This is a genomic window from Pseudomonas sp. FIP_A4 (assembly GCF_036701605.1).
In the GTDB taxonomy this organism is placed as follows: domain Bacteria; phylum Pseudomonadota; class Gammaproteobacteria; order Pseudomonadales; family Pseudomonadaceae; genus Stutzerimonas; species Stutzerimonas phenolilytica.
In genome coordinates this window covers 26,076-40,403 of the sequence record NZ_JAYDXP010000127.1, presented here as the reverse complement: position 1 = coordinate 40,403, position 14,328 = coordinate 26,076, and the positions used below count along the sequence as shown (strand labels likewise).

The following is a 14,328-nucleotide window of genomic DNA, read 5'->3' as shown; positions in this document are numbered from 1 at the left end:
TACTCTCTCGACGGTCTGGAGGCGATGCGACCGGAAGGCCGCTACTGCGGTTGCCTCCTCAACTTACGGCATGTGGCACTTCGACATGCCGCGGCAGGGTGATGCGAAAACGGGTGCCGCGCTGTGCTATCGGGTCGGCCGGGCTGTCGATATCGATCTGGCCATAATGCTCTTCCACGATCGAATAGACCAGCGCAAGCCCTAGGCCGGTCCCTTCGCCCGGGTCCTTGGTGGTGAAGAATGGCTCGAACAGCCGCCCCTGGATTTCCTTGGAGATGCCGCTGCCCTGATCCTCGACGATCAGATACACAGACTGCTCGGCGACTTCGCTGCTGACGCGGATGATGCCGCCCGGCGGCGAGGCATCGCGGGCGTTGGACAGCAGGTTGATCAGCACCTGGGCGAGGCGCTGCGGATCACCTTCGGCCAGGTGCTCGGGTTCGCAGAGGTTGAAGAACTGCACCTCGGTGCGGTTCTTATTCAGCGACAGCAGGGCGATGGCTTCCTGGGTGATCTGCGCCAGGCTCACCGGGTAGGCGCGCTGCTGGCGCTCGCCGGCATGGGCGAAGCTCATCAGCGACTGGACAATGCGCGACACGCGTTTGGTCTGCTCGATGATCTGGTTACTGGCCTCGGTGATTTCGGCGTCGTGCTCGCGCTCCTCGCGCAGGTTCTGCGCCAGGCAGGCAATGCCGGTGATCGGGTTGCCGATTTCGTGGGCGACGCCAGCGGCGAGGCGGCCGATGCTGGCCAGGCGCTCGGAGTGCACCAGGCGGTCTTCCAGCTCCTGGGTTTCGGTCAGATCTTCGATCAGCAGTACCAGGCCACTGTTGCCCGGCGCCAGCGGCTCGGCGATCGCCGCCTTGTGCAGGTTGAGGCAGCGACGATGACCGTTGAACGACAGGCGCTGCTTGTGCAGGTGCTCGTCTGGCTGCTGAATGAAGCCCTCCAGCAGGCTTTTCCACGGCTCGCCGATCGACGGCAGGCGCGAGCCGACCACCTGTAGCGCGGGAATGTCGGTGAGTTCTTCCAGCGCCTTGTTCCACATGAGGATCTCCTGATCCTTGGCCAGCGAGCAGACCCCCATCGGCAGCTCCTGCAGCGTTCGCCGGTGGTAGCGGCGCAGCGCATCGAGTTCGGCGGCGAGTCCGGTCAGGCGCGAGTGGTATTCCTCCAGCCGGTTCTCGATGAAGTGGATGTCCTCGGTGACGTAGCCTTCGGCAGCGCTCTTGTAGGGCAGGAAGTTTTCGACGATGTCCTGGGCGATGCTCGGCCCCATCAGACCCGAGAGGTTGGCCTCGAGACGATCGCGCAGGCGACGCAGGGCGTACGGGCGGTGCTCGTCGAATGGCAGTTGCAGATCACGCAGTGCCTGCTCGACTTCGCGCTGAGCGGTCTTGGCGCCGAGTGGCTTGGCCAGCTGGGTGGCGAATTCCTGCGGCGAGGCGGCCATCAGCTCGCGCCGCTGCGGCCTGCGCACGTTCTCCACGGCGCAGGCCTCGGCCGCACTCTGCTCCTCGGTGCTGGTGTCGGTGAACAGCGACACCAGGGTGAAGGCCAGCACGTTTACCGCCAGCGAGGCGATCGCCGCCAAGTGCCAGCTGGTGTCGTCGAGCACATAGACCACGTTGAACAGCGGGATGTAGAAGCCATCCAGATTGCCCACTAACGGTAGCAGCATGGTCACCACCCAGACGGCGATGCCGGCCAGCAGGCCGGTGATGTAGCCGCGCCGGTTCGCCGTCTGCCAGTAGAGCACCGACAGCACGCCGGGGAGGAACTGCAGGGTGGCCACGAAGGCGACGATGCCGAGGTTGGACAGGTCCTGCTCGGCGCCCAGCAGCAGGTAGAAGCCGTAGCCGGCGATGATGATGGCGAAGATCAGGCTGCGCCGCGTCCATTTCAGCCAGCGGTAGATATTGCCTTCGCTGGGCGGCTGGTAGAGCGGCAGCACCAGGTGGTTGAGCGCCATGCCTGACAGCGCAAGGGTACTGACGATGATCAGTCCGCTGGAAGCCGACAGCCCGCCGATGAAGGCGATCAGCGCGAGGGCATCGTTCTGCGCGGTGAGGCCGAGGCCGAGGGTGAAGTATTCAGGGTTGGTCCGCACGCCGAGCTTGAGGCCGGCCCAGAGGATCAGCGGCACCGCCAGGCTCATCAGCAGCAGGTATAGCGGCAGGCCCCAGCTGGCGCTGACCAGCGCGCGCGGATTGAGGTTCTCGGCGAAGGTCATGTGATACATGTGCGGCATCACGATGGCCGAGGCGAAGAACACCAGCAGCAGCGTGCGCCACGGGCCTTCCTGCAGCGGCGTGTGCAGGGCCTGCAGCGCCGACTGATTCTGCAGCAGCCAGATTTCCAGCTGGTGCGGCCCACCGAAGACCACATAGAGCGCGTACAGCCCGATCGTGCCGAAGGTCAGCAGCTTGACCACCGATTCGAAGGCGATGGCGAACACCAGCCCTTCGTGCTTTTCGCGGGCGGCGATGTGGCGTGCACCGAACAGGATGGTGAACAGCATGATCAGGACGCAGTAGCCGAGCGCGACACGCTCCTGCATCGGCTCCAGCGTGAGGATGCCGATGGCATCGGCCACCGCCTGAATCTGCAGGGCCAGCAGCGGCAGCATGCCGATCAGCATCACCACCGTGGTCAGCGCGCCGGCCCAGGTGCTGCGGAAGCGGAAGGCGAACAGGTCGGCCAGCGACGCCAGCTGATAGGTACGGGTGATGCGCAGAATCGGATAGAGCAGCACCGGCGCCAGCAGGAACGCGCCGCACACCCCCAAGTAGGTGGCGAGAAAGCCGTAGCCGTACTGATAGGCCAACCCGACGGTGCCGTAGAGGGCCCAGGCGCTGGCATAGACGCCCAGCGAAAGGGTGTAGGTGAGCGGATGGCGAATGATCCAGCGCGGGATGATGCCGCGCTCGCTGACCCAGGCGACGCCGAACAGCGCCAGCAGGTAGGCGGCGCTGATCAGCACCAGGTGGCTGAGGCTAAAGCTCGTCTGCATCGCGTTGGCTCTGGAGAATGAAGGTCACCACGATGAGGATCAGCCACAGCAGGTAGGGTCGGTACCAGGCACCGTTGGGGTCGATCCACCAGTCCATGATCGCCGGGGAAAACAGATAGATTCCCACCACCAGGAGCAGCACCAGTCGGTAGATGTACATGCCGGGTCTCGTGTCGGAAGTGCGTCGATGGTAGAGCAGCCGCAAGCGGCAAGCCACCGGCGGCAGGCAAAACCTTCAGGTTGGCGGCGAGTCGGGGCTACCGCAGCTGCGCCTCGGCCAGTGAGCGGGTGCGCGGGATGCGCCCGGCGTCCCAGTGCGCGACCGCCCAGGCGAGAATCGCTGCCGCCGGGGCGCCGGCGAGTTCGGCGGCTGGTTGCTGGCCAAGAGCGCGCAGCGCGCGCAACAGCAACGGGCTGGCCTCGTCGGGGGGCAACGGTGGCGAGCGGTAGCTCTTGCCCAGCTTGTGGCCGTCCGGCTGGATGATCAATGGCAGGTGCAGATAGCGCGGCTGCGGTAGACCGAGCAGTTCCTGCAGATACAGCTGGCGCGGCGTGGAGTCGAGCAGATCGGCCCCGCGCACCACGTCGGTGACGCCCTGCCAGGCATCGTCGAGCACCACGGCAAGCTGATAGGCGACCAGACCGTCGCGCCGACGGATGACGAAGTCACCGACCTCGCGGCCCAGGTGCTGGCGGTACTCGCCCTGCACGCGATCGCAGAAGTGGTATTCGCGATCCGGTACGCGCAGGCGGATCGCGGCGTCACGCGGGTCGTGGCCGGCATCGCGGCAGAAACCCGGATAAGCGCCGGGGTATGCCTGCAGCTGCTTGCGTGAGCAGGTACAGGCATAGGCCAGGCCGGCGTCCAGCAAGTGCTCGATGGCCGCCTGGTAGGCGGCCTGGCGTTGGCTCTGGCGCAGCATGGCGCCGTCCCAGGCGAAACCGTAGCGGCGCAGGGTTTCGACAATCGCGGCCTGAGCGCCGGGCATTTCCCGTGGCGGATCGATGTCTTCCATGCGCAGCAGCCAGTCGCCGCCAACGGCGCGGGCGTCGAGGTAGGAGGCGAGAGCGGCAAACAGCGAGCCGAAGTGCAGATAACCGCTGGGCGTCGGCGCGAAGCGGCCGATGTAGCGATCAGCGGGGCGGGATGAGGTCATGGCGGCGGGCTGGAAATGAAGCGGGGCGCCGTAGCGCCCCGTTCGGGATCAGGAACCGATCTGCTTTTCCTTGATCTCCGCCAGCGTCTTGCAGTCGATGCACAGCGTGGCGGTGGGGCGGGCTTCCAGCCGGCGGATGCCGATCTCGACACCGCAGGAGTCGCACCAGCCGTACTCGTTGTCTTCGATCAGCTGCAGCGTCTCGTCGATCTTCTTGATCAGCTTGCGCTCGCGATCGCGAGCACGCAGTTCCAGGCTGAATTCTTCTTCCTGGCTGGCGCGGTCGGCCGGATCGGGGAAGTTGGCCGCTTCGTCCTGCATGTGGTGCACGGTGCGATCGACTTCCTCCATCAACTCCTGCTTCCACTTGTTGAGGATGCCGGTGAAGTGAGCGCGCATCTTGTCGCTCATGTATTCCTCGCCCTTGGTTTCCTTGTAGGGCTCGAAGGCGCGAATCAGTTGCTTGCTCGACGGTGTTGCTTTGGTAATGGGCATGGATGAACGCCTCTCGCTATGTCCATTTGCGCAGGATGATATGTCCCTGCCGGCCCGTGCCGGCCCTGCGGCTGCAAGCGGGCGAACTTACCAGATCGGATCGGGGTGCGCTACTCCCGTACCCGTCGGTGGCTACAGCGTTCCCGGGACCTTGGGTAGAATCCACGTTTCGTCCTCTACAGGTAGGTCAGATGACCGCTTCTTACAGTGCGCGCAGCCGCGCAATCGAACCTTTTCACGTTATGGCGCTGCTGGAGCGGGCCAATCAGCTGCAGGCACTGGGCCGTGACGTCATCCACCTGGAAATCGGTGAGCCGGACTTCACCACTGCCGCCCCTATCGTCGCCGCCGGCCAGGCTGCGCTGGCCGCCGGACATACCCGCTATACCGCGGCGCGCGGGTTGCCGGCGTTGCGTGAGGCGATAGCCGGTTTCTACGCCAGCCGCTACGGACTGTCTATTGACCCCGAACGCATCCTGATTACTCCCGGCGGCTCCGGTGCGCTGCTGCTGGCCGCCAGTCTGCTGGTCGATCCCGGCAAGCACTGGCTGCTGGCCGACCCCGGCTATCCATGCAACCGGCATTTCCTGCGGCTGGTCGAAGGCGCGGCGCAGCTGGTGCCCGTCGGCCCCGAGGTGCGTTACCAGCTCACGCCGGAGCTGGTCGAGCGCTACTGGGACAAGCAGAGCGTCGGCGCGCTGGTCGCCTCGCCGGCCAATCCAACCGGCACGCTGCTGGGGCGTGACGAGCTGGCCGCGCTGTCGGCCGCACTGAAGGCGCATGGCGGACATCTGGTTGTCGACGAGATCTACCACGGCCTGACCTATGGCGTGGACGCCGCCAGCGTGCTGGAGGTCGATGACGAGGCCTTCGTGCTCAACAGCTTCTCCAAATACTTCGGCATGACCGGCTGGCGGCTCGGCTGGCTGGTGGCGCCACCGGGTGCGGTGGCAGAGCTGGAGAAGCTGGCGCAGAACCTCTACATCAGCGCGCCGAGCATGGCCCAGCATGCCGCGTTGGCCTGTTTCGAACCGGCGACGCTGGAGATTCTCGAGGCGCGGCGCGCGGAGTTCGCTCGTCGGCGCGACTTCCTCCTGCCGGCGCTGCGCGAGCTTGGCTTCCGCATTGCCGTGGAGCCGGAGGGCGCCTTCTATCTGTATGCCGATATCAGTGCGTTCGGCGGCGATGCCTATGCGTTCTGCCAGCACATGCTGGAGCGCGAGTTCGTCGCGATCACTCCCGGGCTGGATTTCGGCCGCCATCAGGCCGGCCATCATGTGCGCTTCGCCTATACCCAGGACCTGCCCCGGCTGGAACAGGCGGTGGCGCGGATCGCGCGCGGGCTGCAGAGCTGGCAGGGCTGATGCGCTTTTCCAGCCCGCTGGAGGCGGGCCGGCTGGTACGCCGCTACAAACGTTTTCTCGCCGATATCGTCACCGATGCCGGCGAGGAGCTGTGTATCCACTGCCCCAATACAGGCTCGATGCTCAACTGCATGAGCGAGGGCGCGCGGGTGTGGTTCCAGCGCAGTCAGGATCCCCGCCGCAAGCTGCCCGGCACCTGGGAACTGGTGGAAACCCCGCAGGGGCGGCTGGCCTGCGTGAACACCGCACGCGCCAACGCGCTGGTGGAGGAGGCGCTGTTGGGCGGGGTGATCGGCGAGCTCGCCGGCTTCAGCGGACTCAGGCGCGAGGTGGCCTACGGCGTGGAGGGCAGTCGCGTGGACTTTCGCCTCGACTACGCCGACGGGCCGGCGTATGTCGAGGTCAAGAGCGTCACCCTGGGCTTCGCCGACAGCGCGGTGGCGGCGTTTCCCGATGCCGTCACCACGCGCGGCACGCGGCATCTGCGCGAACTGACGGCACTGGCGCGTGCCGGTGTGCGTGCGGTGCAGCTGTACTGCGTGAACCTGTCCGATATCGAGGCGGTGCGGCCGGCTCGCGAGATCGATCCGCTGTATGCGGACGCTCTGCGCGCGGCGCATGACGCCGGGGTGCAGGTGCTGGCCTACGCAGCGCGGCTATCGCCCGAGGAGTTGCGGCTGGAGCGGCCGCTGCCGGTGCTGCTCGATGCTGGCGCGGTACTGGCATGAGCGGCGTTTCGGCGGGCGTTCGTCGGCTGTTGGGCGAAAACTTGTAGCAGGATGCGTCTGGCACGGAACAAAGGTCGATTCGATTGGCCTCAACGTGGCCCGGCACAAGAGCCGGTGAATGCTCTGGTTCGGTGTATTGAGCCAGGTTGGCGGTGAGTTCGGTGCGCGTCCCTTTTCCCTATGGCGCGAACATGAGCGTCGCGTGAGGCGATGCCCGCCCTTTTGAATTCGGTACGGATGACCTGCTCGTTGCGGCCGTCCCCATGAGGCGAAGAAACAATGCGAATCCTTGTATGCGGTGCTGGCGGTCAGGTCGGCCATGAAGTGGTCGATCGTGCCAGCGGCTTCGGTCTGGTGGCGCTGGGCCGTACGCGTCAGCAGCTGGATATCTCCTGTGCCGACCAGATTGCGCGCGAGATAGGGCTGCAACGGCCGGGGCTGATCATCAATACCGCTGCCTATACCCATGTCGACAACGCCGAGAGCCACGCCGAGCAGGCCTACGCGGTCAACCGGGACGGCTGTGCCAATCTGGCGGCGGCGGCGGCCCAGGCGGGCATCCCGCTGTTGCACCTGTCGACCGACTACGTGTTCGCCGGCGATGCGCACGTGCCTTATCGCGAAGCCGATCGCACCGCCCCCGGCGGTGTGTATGGCGCGAGCAAGCTGGCCGGCGAGCAGGCCATCGCCCAACGTCTGCCGGCGCATCTCATCCTGCGCACCAGCTGGGTCTACGGCGTGCACGGGAATAATTTCGTCAAGACCATGCTGCGCCTGGCGCGCCAGCGTGATGCCCTCGGAGTGGTCAGCGATCAGGTCGGCTGTCCGACACAGGCCGGTCGTATTGCCGATGTGCTGCTGGAGCTGGCCAGCCGTTACGCGCGTCAGGGAACGCTGGCGTGGGGGCTCTATCACTACAGCGGGCAGCCGCGCTGCTCCTGGTACGAATTTGCCGGCGAAATCTTCCGCCAGGCGCACGATCTCGGGCTGCTCGCGCGCGTGCCGCGGCTTTCGCCGATCTCCACGGCGCAATACCCGACGCCGGCACGGCGCCCGGCCTGGTCCGTGCTCGATTGCAGCCGCTTCGAGGCGACGTTCGGCCTGACCGCACACGACTGGCATGCCGACCTCGCCGAGGTGCTGGCCGAGCTGGCGCGGCAGGAGCGGCGCCCGGCAGCTGTCTGACAGAGGGCCGCGCTACCAGCGAGCGGAGTGCTGCGAACATGCCAGACACACGGGTGTCACAAAATTACAGACACCCGATAAGCGGAGGTACGGCATGTTGAAATTCATCGGTGGTACGGCGGGAATCATTTTCATCATCGGCCTGATCGTGGTGATCGGCCTGTTCAAGCTGGTGTTCTGACAGCGTCACGCCATCAGCCTCACTTTTCCGGGCGGCGCTCGTGGGGCGTCGCGATGATGTCCTCCAGACGCAGCCCGGTCAGGCCGTGGATGGTGCGCCACAGGTAGAAGAAGATCGCCATCATCATCACCATGCTAGGGATGGCGATCATCGGATAGCTCAGCAGCGTCATGCGCCCCAGTTCGGCATTGAAGGCCTCGCTCCCGGCCGGGCTGTTGACGATCCATTTGGCCAGCACGTAATTCATGAATGACGAGAAAAAGAAGGTGCCACTGAGCAGGTAGGTCGCCCGCAGCAGTCGCGCCTCGAAGTGCGCGGTCTGGCCGTTGCGCTCCAGCTGCTCGTGTATTTTCTCGACGTTGAGCACCTTGGGGTTGTAGAGCATCGTGCGGATCAGCGGGTAGGAGGTGCGGGTCGAGGCCAGCACGACGAGGCCGATGATGCCCGGCACCGCCGCTTCCTTGATCGCCAGCCATTGCGTGTCCAGCTGCAGCAGGCCGATGCCCCCGGTAAGCAGCACGCTGACCAAACCGAGCAGTGCGATCCAGTTGAACTTGCGATAGCGCGCCAGCTCCCACAGCCCCCAGCCGAGCGGAAAGGCCAGCGCCAGCAGCAGCGCGCCATCGGCGCCCAGGCGCTGCTCGCCGCTGAGCTTCATCAGGATCAGCGAAGGAATCACGATGCTGATTGCCAGGTCGACCAGCGGACGCGGCTTGTGTTCGGCGTGGTGCAGGGTATCGGTCATGTCTTCGATGCAGCTTGCTGAAAGGGCCGCATGATCGCCCGAGGCGTGCAGCTTCGCCAGTGAATGTTGCGCCGACGGTTAAGTGCTGCGGCGGCGTGCCGACCACTGGCCGGCCTCGAATCCCAGCACCACGAGGATCGCCAGGGCAAACGGCAGCAGCAGGTAGAAGCCGCGAAAGACGATCAGCGCGGCGAGTACGTCGGCCGTGGGCACCTCTGGCAGCGCCGCGAGAAAGGTCACTTCGAGCACGCCAAGCCCGCCGGGCGCGTGGGACAGCAGCGCCAGCGAGAAGGACGCCAGAAAGACTCCGAGAATCGTCAGATAGCCGGGATTGTTGGCGGCCGGCAAGGCGAAATAGATGATTGCCGCCGCGCACAGCAGCTCCATGGGCCCGGCCATCAGCTGCCGTATCACCACCTTCAGCCGCGGGTATTCGATATGCCACTTACCCAGCCGCCACGGCGCCAGCTGGCGCCAGGAGCCGAACACGTAGAGTCCCACCAGTGCCAGCAGCAGGGCGCCTAGTCCGCGCGCGACCCACGGCGAAACTTCGACGATGCGGTCCAGCACGCCCGGCCGCACGAGCAGCACGCCTCCGCAGGCCAGCAGCGTGCCGAGCGCAAAGGTCAGTGAGCAGAAGACGATGAGAATACCGATCTCCTGTGGTGTCAGGCCCTTGCTGCGATACGCGCGGTAGCGCACCACCGCGCCGGAAAATACCGAGGCGCCGATGTTGTGAGCCAGCGCGTAGGTGGTGAAGGAACAGAGGGTGATGAACCACCAGGAAATGCGTTTGCCCAGATGCGCCATCGCGATGCGGTCGTACCAGGCCAGCGCCACATATGCGCCCAGGGTTGCGGCGCCGGCCAGCAGCCAGTGCATCTTGCCGATGGCCAGCAGGCTGTTGCCGAGCTCGTCCAAGGAAATGGTGCGGACTTCGTGATACAGCAGGTAGCCCGATAGCAGTACCGCCACGAGCCCGAACAGGGTCCAGGCGGCATCGCTTTTTTTCATCATCGCTCGGCTCCTTACTTCGCCGGTGCGGTCAGGACGGGTCGAGCCCAGGTGGTGAGTACCCCCGGCGGGGGGCGCAGAGCATTACATGTCTTCGCCGACTTTCACCAGTACTGCTTAATCGGCAGCGGGCAGACGCTTTTGTTCAGTGCCTCGTCCCGGATCGATGACGTACGGGCGCAGACAGGGGGTACAGCGATGAGCGAATGCTCCGGGCGGCGAGATTACTCGGCCAGCGAGCCCGCCGCCTTGATATGTATCCAGTGTTCGATCAACTCGCGCAGCTGCGACAGCTCCACCGGCTTGGCCATGTGCCCGTCCATGCCGGCCTCACGTGCGCGCTCACGGTGCTCGCTGAGAATATGCGCGGTGAGCGCTACCACTGGCGTACGCGGGCGATCGTGAGCGGCTTCCCACAGGCGCAACTGACGGGTGGCTTCGAAGCCATCGAGCACCGGCATTTCGCAGTCCATCAATACCAGGTCGTAGGGGTGGGACTGGATCGCGCGCAACGCCTCTTCGCCATTGCTGGCCGTGTCCGGTTGCAAATGCAGCTTGTTGAGCATGCCGCGGATGACCTTGGTGGAGATGCTGTTGTCCTCGGCGACGAGAATGTGGAAGTCATCCGGCACCTGCAGCGGTGCGATTCCGGGCGGCGGCGAGACGGCGGCACTTCGCTCGCGGCGCTGGTCGCGCTGGGCCAGCTCGTCGGCCAGGGTGGTCTTGAGCGTGTATCCGGCCACCGGTTTGGCGAGGATGCGCTTGATTCCGGCATTACGCGCAATGACCTTGCTCGGCGCGCTGCTCATGCCGGTCAGCATGATCAGCAGAATGTCATGGTTGAGGCTGAAATCTTCCTTGATGCGCGTGGCGAGCTGCATGCCGGTCATGCCCGGCATGTCCTGGTCGAGCAGCACGACGTCGAAATATTCCTTCAGGTGCGTCTTGGTGCGCAGCAGGGCGAGCGCCTCCTTGCCCGAGGCCACGGCGCTGACCTCCAGTCCCCAGCTGCTGCATTGCTGGACCAGCACCTTACGGCAGGTATCGTTGTCGTCGACCACCAGCAGGCGCGTCCCCTGCAGCGCGCTGTCGAGGGCCGAATCGGCCGGTGCGAGCCCTTCGTTGGCCAGCGGCAGGCTGATCCAGAGGATGTTGCCGCGGTCGGTGCCGGTCTGCACGCCCAGCTCACCATCCATCAGCTGCACCAGCTGGCGCGCGATGATCAGGCCCAGGCGCCCGCCGTGACGCGTCGCTGCCAGAAAGTCCTGGCTGTCCAGCGCGGCGTTGAGCAGGGCATCGCGCTCGTAGGCTTCCAGCGGCCGGCCGCTGTCCTGCACGGTAATGCGCAGGCGTGGTCGCTCGGCGGTTTCCTCGATGGCGGCGATCAGCAGTACCTCGCCTTCGTCGGTCTGTTTGAACGCGTTTTCCAGCAGGTTGAGCAGGGCCTGGCGCAGGCGCGTGGGGTCGCCAGCCAGCACCGGCGGCAGTTGTGGCTGGACCAGGCTGATCAGCTCGACCTTCTGCTGTTCGGCCTTGGCACGGTAGATGTTCAGGCAGTCCTCAAGCAGCGCATGGAGATCGAACTGCACGTCGTCCAGTTCGATCTGTCCCGATTCCAGCTTGGAAATGTCGAGAATTTCGTTGATCAGGTTAAGCAGCTCGTTGCCCGAGCTGTGAATCGTCTGCACGTAGTCGCGCTGCTTGGCCGACAGTGAGGTGCCCAGCAGCAGTTCGCTCATGCCAAGCACGCCATTCATCGGCGTGCGAATCTCGTGGCTGACCTTGGCGAGGAAGTCGGCCTTGGTCTTGAGCTCGGCGCTGATCACCGCCGCGGCGGTGTGTTCGGTACGGCTGTCGGCCTGCACCTGCCGTTGTCGTTCGAGCAGCGCGAAGCTGAGCATCAGGCCGCTGAGCGTGGTCAGGCTGAACAGCCCGCCGGTAAGCCAGCCCGGGTCGAGCTGATCGAAGCCCAGCAAGGCCGGAATGAAGAAGATGAAGCCGGCGTTGAACAGCAGCAGACCGCCAACCACCAGCCGGGCCGGCTGGTAACCCTGCCGCCAATGGTAGGTTGCCACCGCCAGGGTGCTGAGCGCCGCCAGCAGGACGCAGGCGTAGATGATGCCGCTGTGCCACAGCCACTGCGTCAGCGTCACGGCGCCAGCGAGGATGAGCACCAGGTTGATCTGCATGCCGAGCAGCCAGTTGATCCAGTTGCGCCGCTGGCGACCGAAGAAGCCCAGGGTGAACCCCAGCAGTGCCAGGCAAGCGATCAGTGCGCACACGTCGGCGATCAGCGGCTGGCTGTAGATCAGTTGCGGCAGCCACACAGCCAGCAGCCCCAGGTTGGCCACGGCGCAGCCGAGCAGGGCGGCGTGCAGCAGGCTCAGCCAGATGTGGCTGTAACTGCGGGTGTAGGCGAAACGCAGCAGGTTGTACACCGTGAGCAGCGCCAGGGCGCCGAACAGTGCGCCGAACAGATAGGCCGGCTGCGCCTGCGCCACCAGACCGGCCTCGTCGAGAATCCTGAACCAGGACATCACCGGATGGCTGGACTGCAGGCGGATATACGCTTCGCGCGGGTGATCGTCATTGGGTAGCGAGAAGACGTAGGCACGCTCGGGCAGCGGGCGCGAGGTCATCGGCCGCAATTCGCCGGTGGCCACGTGTTGCTCCAGCACGCCATCGCGCAGGAGGTAGTAGTCGAGATATTGCACCCGTGGCGCAAACAGCCACAGCCAGTGCGGCTGCGTGTAGGGAGACAGACTGACCTGCAGCCAGATGGCGTCGTCACTGGCCGGGCCAGCGTAGGCAAGTTTCTCCAGGCGTTGGAACAGTGGGCGCTGCGCGAGCACTTCGTTGAGCGTCAGGCGGCCCGACTGGTCAACCAGCAGGCGCCAGTTGGAGGGTTGCGCGGCGGAATCGACTGCCGTGGAAGGGGATGGGAGCGCGTGTGCCGAGAGCGGGGTCAGCGCAGTCAGGAGCAGGCTAAAGATGAATGCGAAGACGATCCGAAGCCGACCCACGGGTGAAGTCCCTTCATGTGTGTGACGGCGGATTATAGCCATGCCGCCGATCGGCTGTAATCGCACGGAGCGCCGAAATCCGGGCCCCGTGCGTGTTTTCCAGTAAGCGGTTGCTCAGCCTTCGCCCCGCTCACGGGCGATGGCGCGGTAGCCGATGTCATGCCGGTGGAACATGCCGTTCCAGCGGATCTTCTCCGCCAGGCGGTAGGCCTGCTGCTGGGCGTCGGACACCGTGCGGCCGATGGCGGTGGCGCACAGCACGCGACCACCGGCTGTGACCACCTGACCCTGGGCGTTCAGCGCGGTGCCGGCGTGGAACACCTTGCCGTCCAGTTGCGCGGCATCGGCCAGGCCTTCGATGACGTCACCCTTGGCGTAGTCGCCCGGGTAGCCACCAGCCGCCAGCACTACGCCCACGGTGGGGCGCGGATCCCAGGTCGCCTCGACCTTGTTCAGCGCCTTGGCCAGCGCGGCCTCGACCAGCAGCACCAGCGAGGACTCCAGACGCACCATGATCGGCTGGGTTTCCGGATCGCCGAAGCGGCAGTTGAACTCGATGACCTTGGGTGCGCCGCTCTTGTCGATCATCAGGCCGGCGTAGAGGAAGCCGGTGTAGACGTTGCCTTCGGCCGCCATGCCGCGCACGGTCGGGTAGATCACCTCGTCCATCACGCGCTGGTGCACCTCGGCGGTGACCACCGGGGCCGGAGAGTAGGCGCCCATGCCGCCGGTGTTCGGACCGCTGTCGCCGTCGCCGACGCGCTTGTGGTCCTGGCTGGTGGCCATCGGCAGGACGTGCTCGCCGTCGACCATGACGATGAAGCTGGCCTCCTCGCCATCGAGAAACTCCTCGATGACCACCCGCGAGCCGGCGTCACCGAAGGCATTGCCGGAGAGCATGTCGCGCACGGCGTCCTCGGCTTCTTCGAGGGTCATGGCGACGATCACGCCCTTGCCGGCGGCCAGGCCGTCGGCCTTGATGACGATCGGCGCGCCTTTCTCACGCAGGTAGGCTAGCGCCGGTTCCACTTCGGTGAAGTTCCGGTAGTCGGCGGTGGGAATCTTGTGACGGGCGAGGAAGTCCTTGGTGAACGCCTTGGAGCCTTCCAGCTGCGCGGCGGCGGCGGTCGGGCCGAAGATGTCCAGGCCGCGCGCGCGGAACAGGTCGACCACGCCCTTCACCAGCGGCGCTTCCGGGCCGACGATGGTCAGCTGCACGTTCTTCGCGGCGAAGTCGGCCAGCGCCTCGATATCCAGCACGTCGATGGCGACGTTCTCGCACTTGGCTTCGGTGGCGGTGCCGGCGTTGCCGGGGGCGACGAAGACTTTCGCGACGCGTGTGTCCTGCGCGACCTTCCAGGCCAGGGCGTGTTCACGACCGCCGCTGCCGATGATCAAAACGTTCATTTCTCTCTCCCGTTGG

At 65.5% G+C, this 14,328-nt stretch carries 12 protein-coding genes; 4 read left to right on the top strand and 8 right to left on the bottom strand.

Annotated elements, in window-relative coordinates:
* Positions 1-58 precede the first annotated feature (58 nt).
* The 4 genes from U8L64_RS15585 to dksA all read right to left on the bottom strand — a co-directional run bounded on the left by U8L64_RS15585 (position 59) and on the right by dksA (position 4,665).
* Complete coding sequence (locus tag U8L64_RS15585; RefSeq protein WP_043298139.1) at positions 59-3,013, bottom strand: sensor histidine kinase; 2,955 nt, start codon at positions 3,011-3,013, stop codon at positions 59-61.
* The gene (locus U8L64_RS15580; protein ID WP_003095129.1) at positions 2,997-3,173 is read right to left on the bottom strand and encodes a hypothetical protein; all 177 of its coding nucleotides are present in this window, start codon (positions 3,171-3,173) and stop codon (positions 2,997-2,999) included. The genes U8L64_RS15585 and U8L64_RS15580 overlap by 17 nt, the downstream gene beginning before the upstream one ends.
* A 97-nt stretch (positions 3,174-3,270) precedes the next feature.
* On the bottom strand, positions 3,271-4,170 hold the full coding sequence (gluQRS, locus tag U8L64_RS15575) for a tRNA glutamyl-Q(34) synthetase GluQRS (RefSeq protein WP_234302771.1): 900 nt from the start codon (positions 4,168-4,170) through the stop codon (positions 3,271-3,273).
* A 48-nt stretch (positions 4,171-4,218) separates the two neighbouring features.
* Complete coding sequence (gene dksA / locus U8L64_RS15570) at positions 4,219-4,665, bottom strand: RNA polymerase-binding protein DksA (protein ID WP_008568911.1); 447 nt, start codon at positions 4,663-4,665, stop codon at positions 4,219-4,221.
* Positions 4,666-4,856: 191 nt separating this feature from the next.
* On the opposite strand from dksA, the gene U8L64_RS15565 reads away from it, so the two are divergent.
* The 4 genes from U8L64_RS15565 (at position 4,857) to U8L64_RS20415 (ending at position 8,123) form a co-directional block, all read left to right on the top strand.
* Entirely contained in the window at positions 4,857-6,029 is a 1,173-nt protein-coding gene (locus tag U8L64_RS15565; protein ID WP_054095260.1) for a pyridoxal phosphate-dependent aminotransferase, read from the top strand.
* Positions 6,029-6,757, top strand: a complete 729-nt coding sequence (gene sfsA / locus U8L64_RS15560; protein ID WP_333398209.1) for a DNA/RNA nuclease SfsA — start codon at positions 6,029-6,031, stop codon at positions 6,755-6,757. The genes U8L64_RS15565 and sfsA overlap by 1 nt, the downstream gene beginning before the upstream one ends.
* A gap of 279 nt (positions 6,758-7,036) precedes the next feature.
* Entirely contained in the window at positions 7,037-7,942 is a 906-nt protein-coding gene (rfbD, locus tag U8L64_RS15555) for a dTDP-4-dehydrorhamnose reductase (protein WP_077681969.1), read from the top strand.
* Positions 7,878-8,123 (top strand): hypothetical protein, encoded by a 246-nt coding sequence (locus tag U8L64_RS20415; protein WP_139346395.1) that lies wholly within the window; start codon positions 7,878-7,880, stop codon positions 8,121-8,123. Before rfbD ends, U8L64_RS20415 begins: the two co-directional genes overlap by 65 nt.
* A gap of 19 nt (positions 8,124-8,142) precedes the next feature.
* Here U8L64_RS20415 and U8L64_RS15550 read toward each other — a convergent pair whose 3' ends face one another.
* The 4 genes from U8L64_RS15550 to purD all read right to left on the bottom strand — a co-directional run bounded on the left by U8L64_RS15550 (position 8,143) and on the right by purD (position 14,312).
* Positions 8,143-8,868, bottom strand: a complete 726-nt coding sequence (locus tag U8L64_RS15550) for a VC0807 family protein (protein WP_054095257.1) — start codon at positions 8,866-8,868, stop codon at positions 8,143-8,145.
* Between the two features lie 78 nt (positions 8,869-8,946).
* Positions 8,947-9,885 carry a lysylphosphatidylglycerol synthase transmembrane domain-containing protein gene (locus tag U8L64_RS15545; RefSeq protein WP_054095256.1) on the bottom strand — a complete coding sequence of 313 codons (939 nt, stop codon included), beginning with the start codon at positions 9,883-9,885 and terminating at the stop codon, positions 8,947-8,949.
* Between the two features lie 221 nt (positions 9,886-10,106).
* Complete coding sequence (locus U8L64_RS15540) at positions 10,107-12,905, bottom strand: response regulator (RefSeq protein ID WP_333398208.1); 2,799 nt, start codon at positions 12,903-12,905, stop codon at positions 10,107-10,109.
* 114 nt (positions 12,906-13,019) lie between these two features.
* Positions 13,020-14,312 (bottom strand): phosphoribosylamine--glycine ligase, encoded by a 1,293-nt coding sequence (purD, locus tag U8L64_RS15535; protein ID WP_333398207.1) that lies wholly within the window; start codon positions 14,310-14,312, stop codon positions 13,020-13,022.
* Between the last annotated feature and the right edge of the window lie 16 nt (positions 14,313-14,328).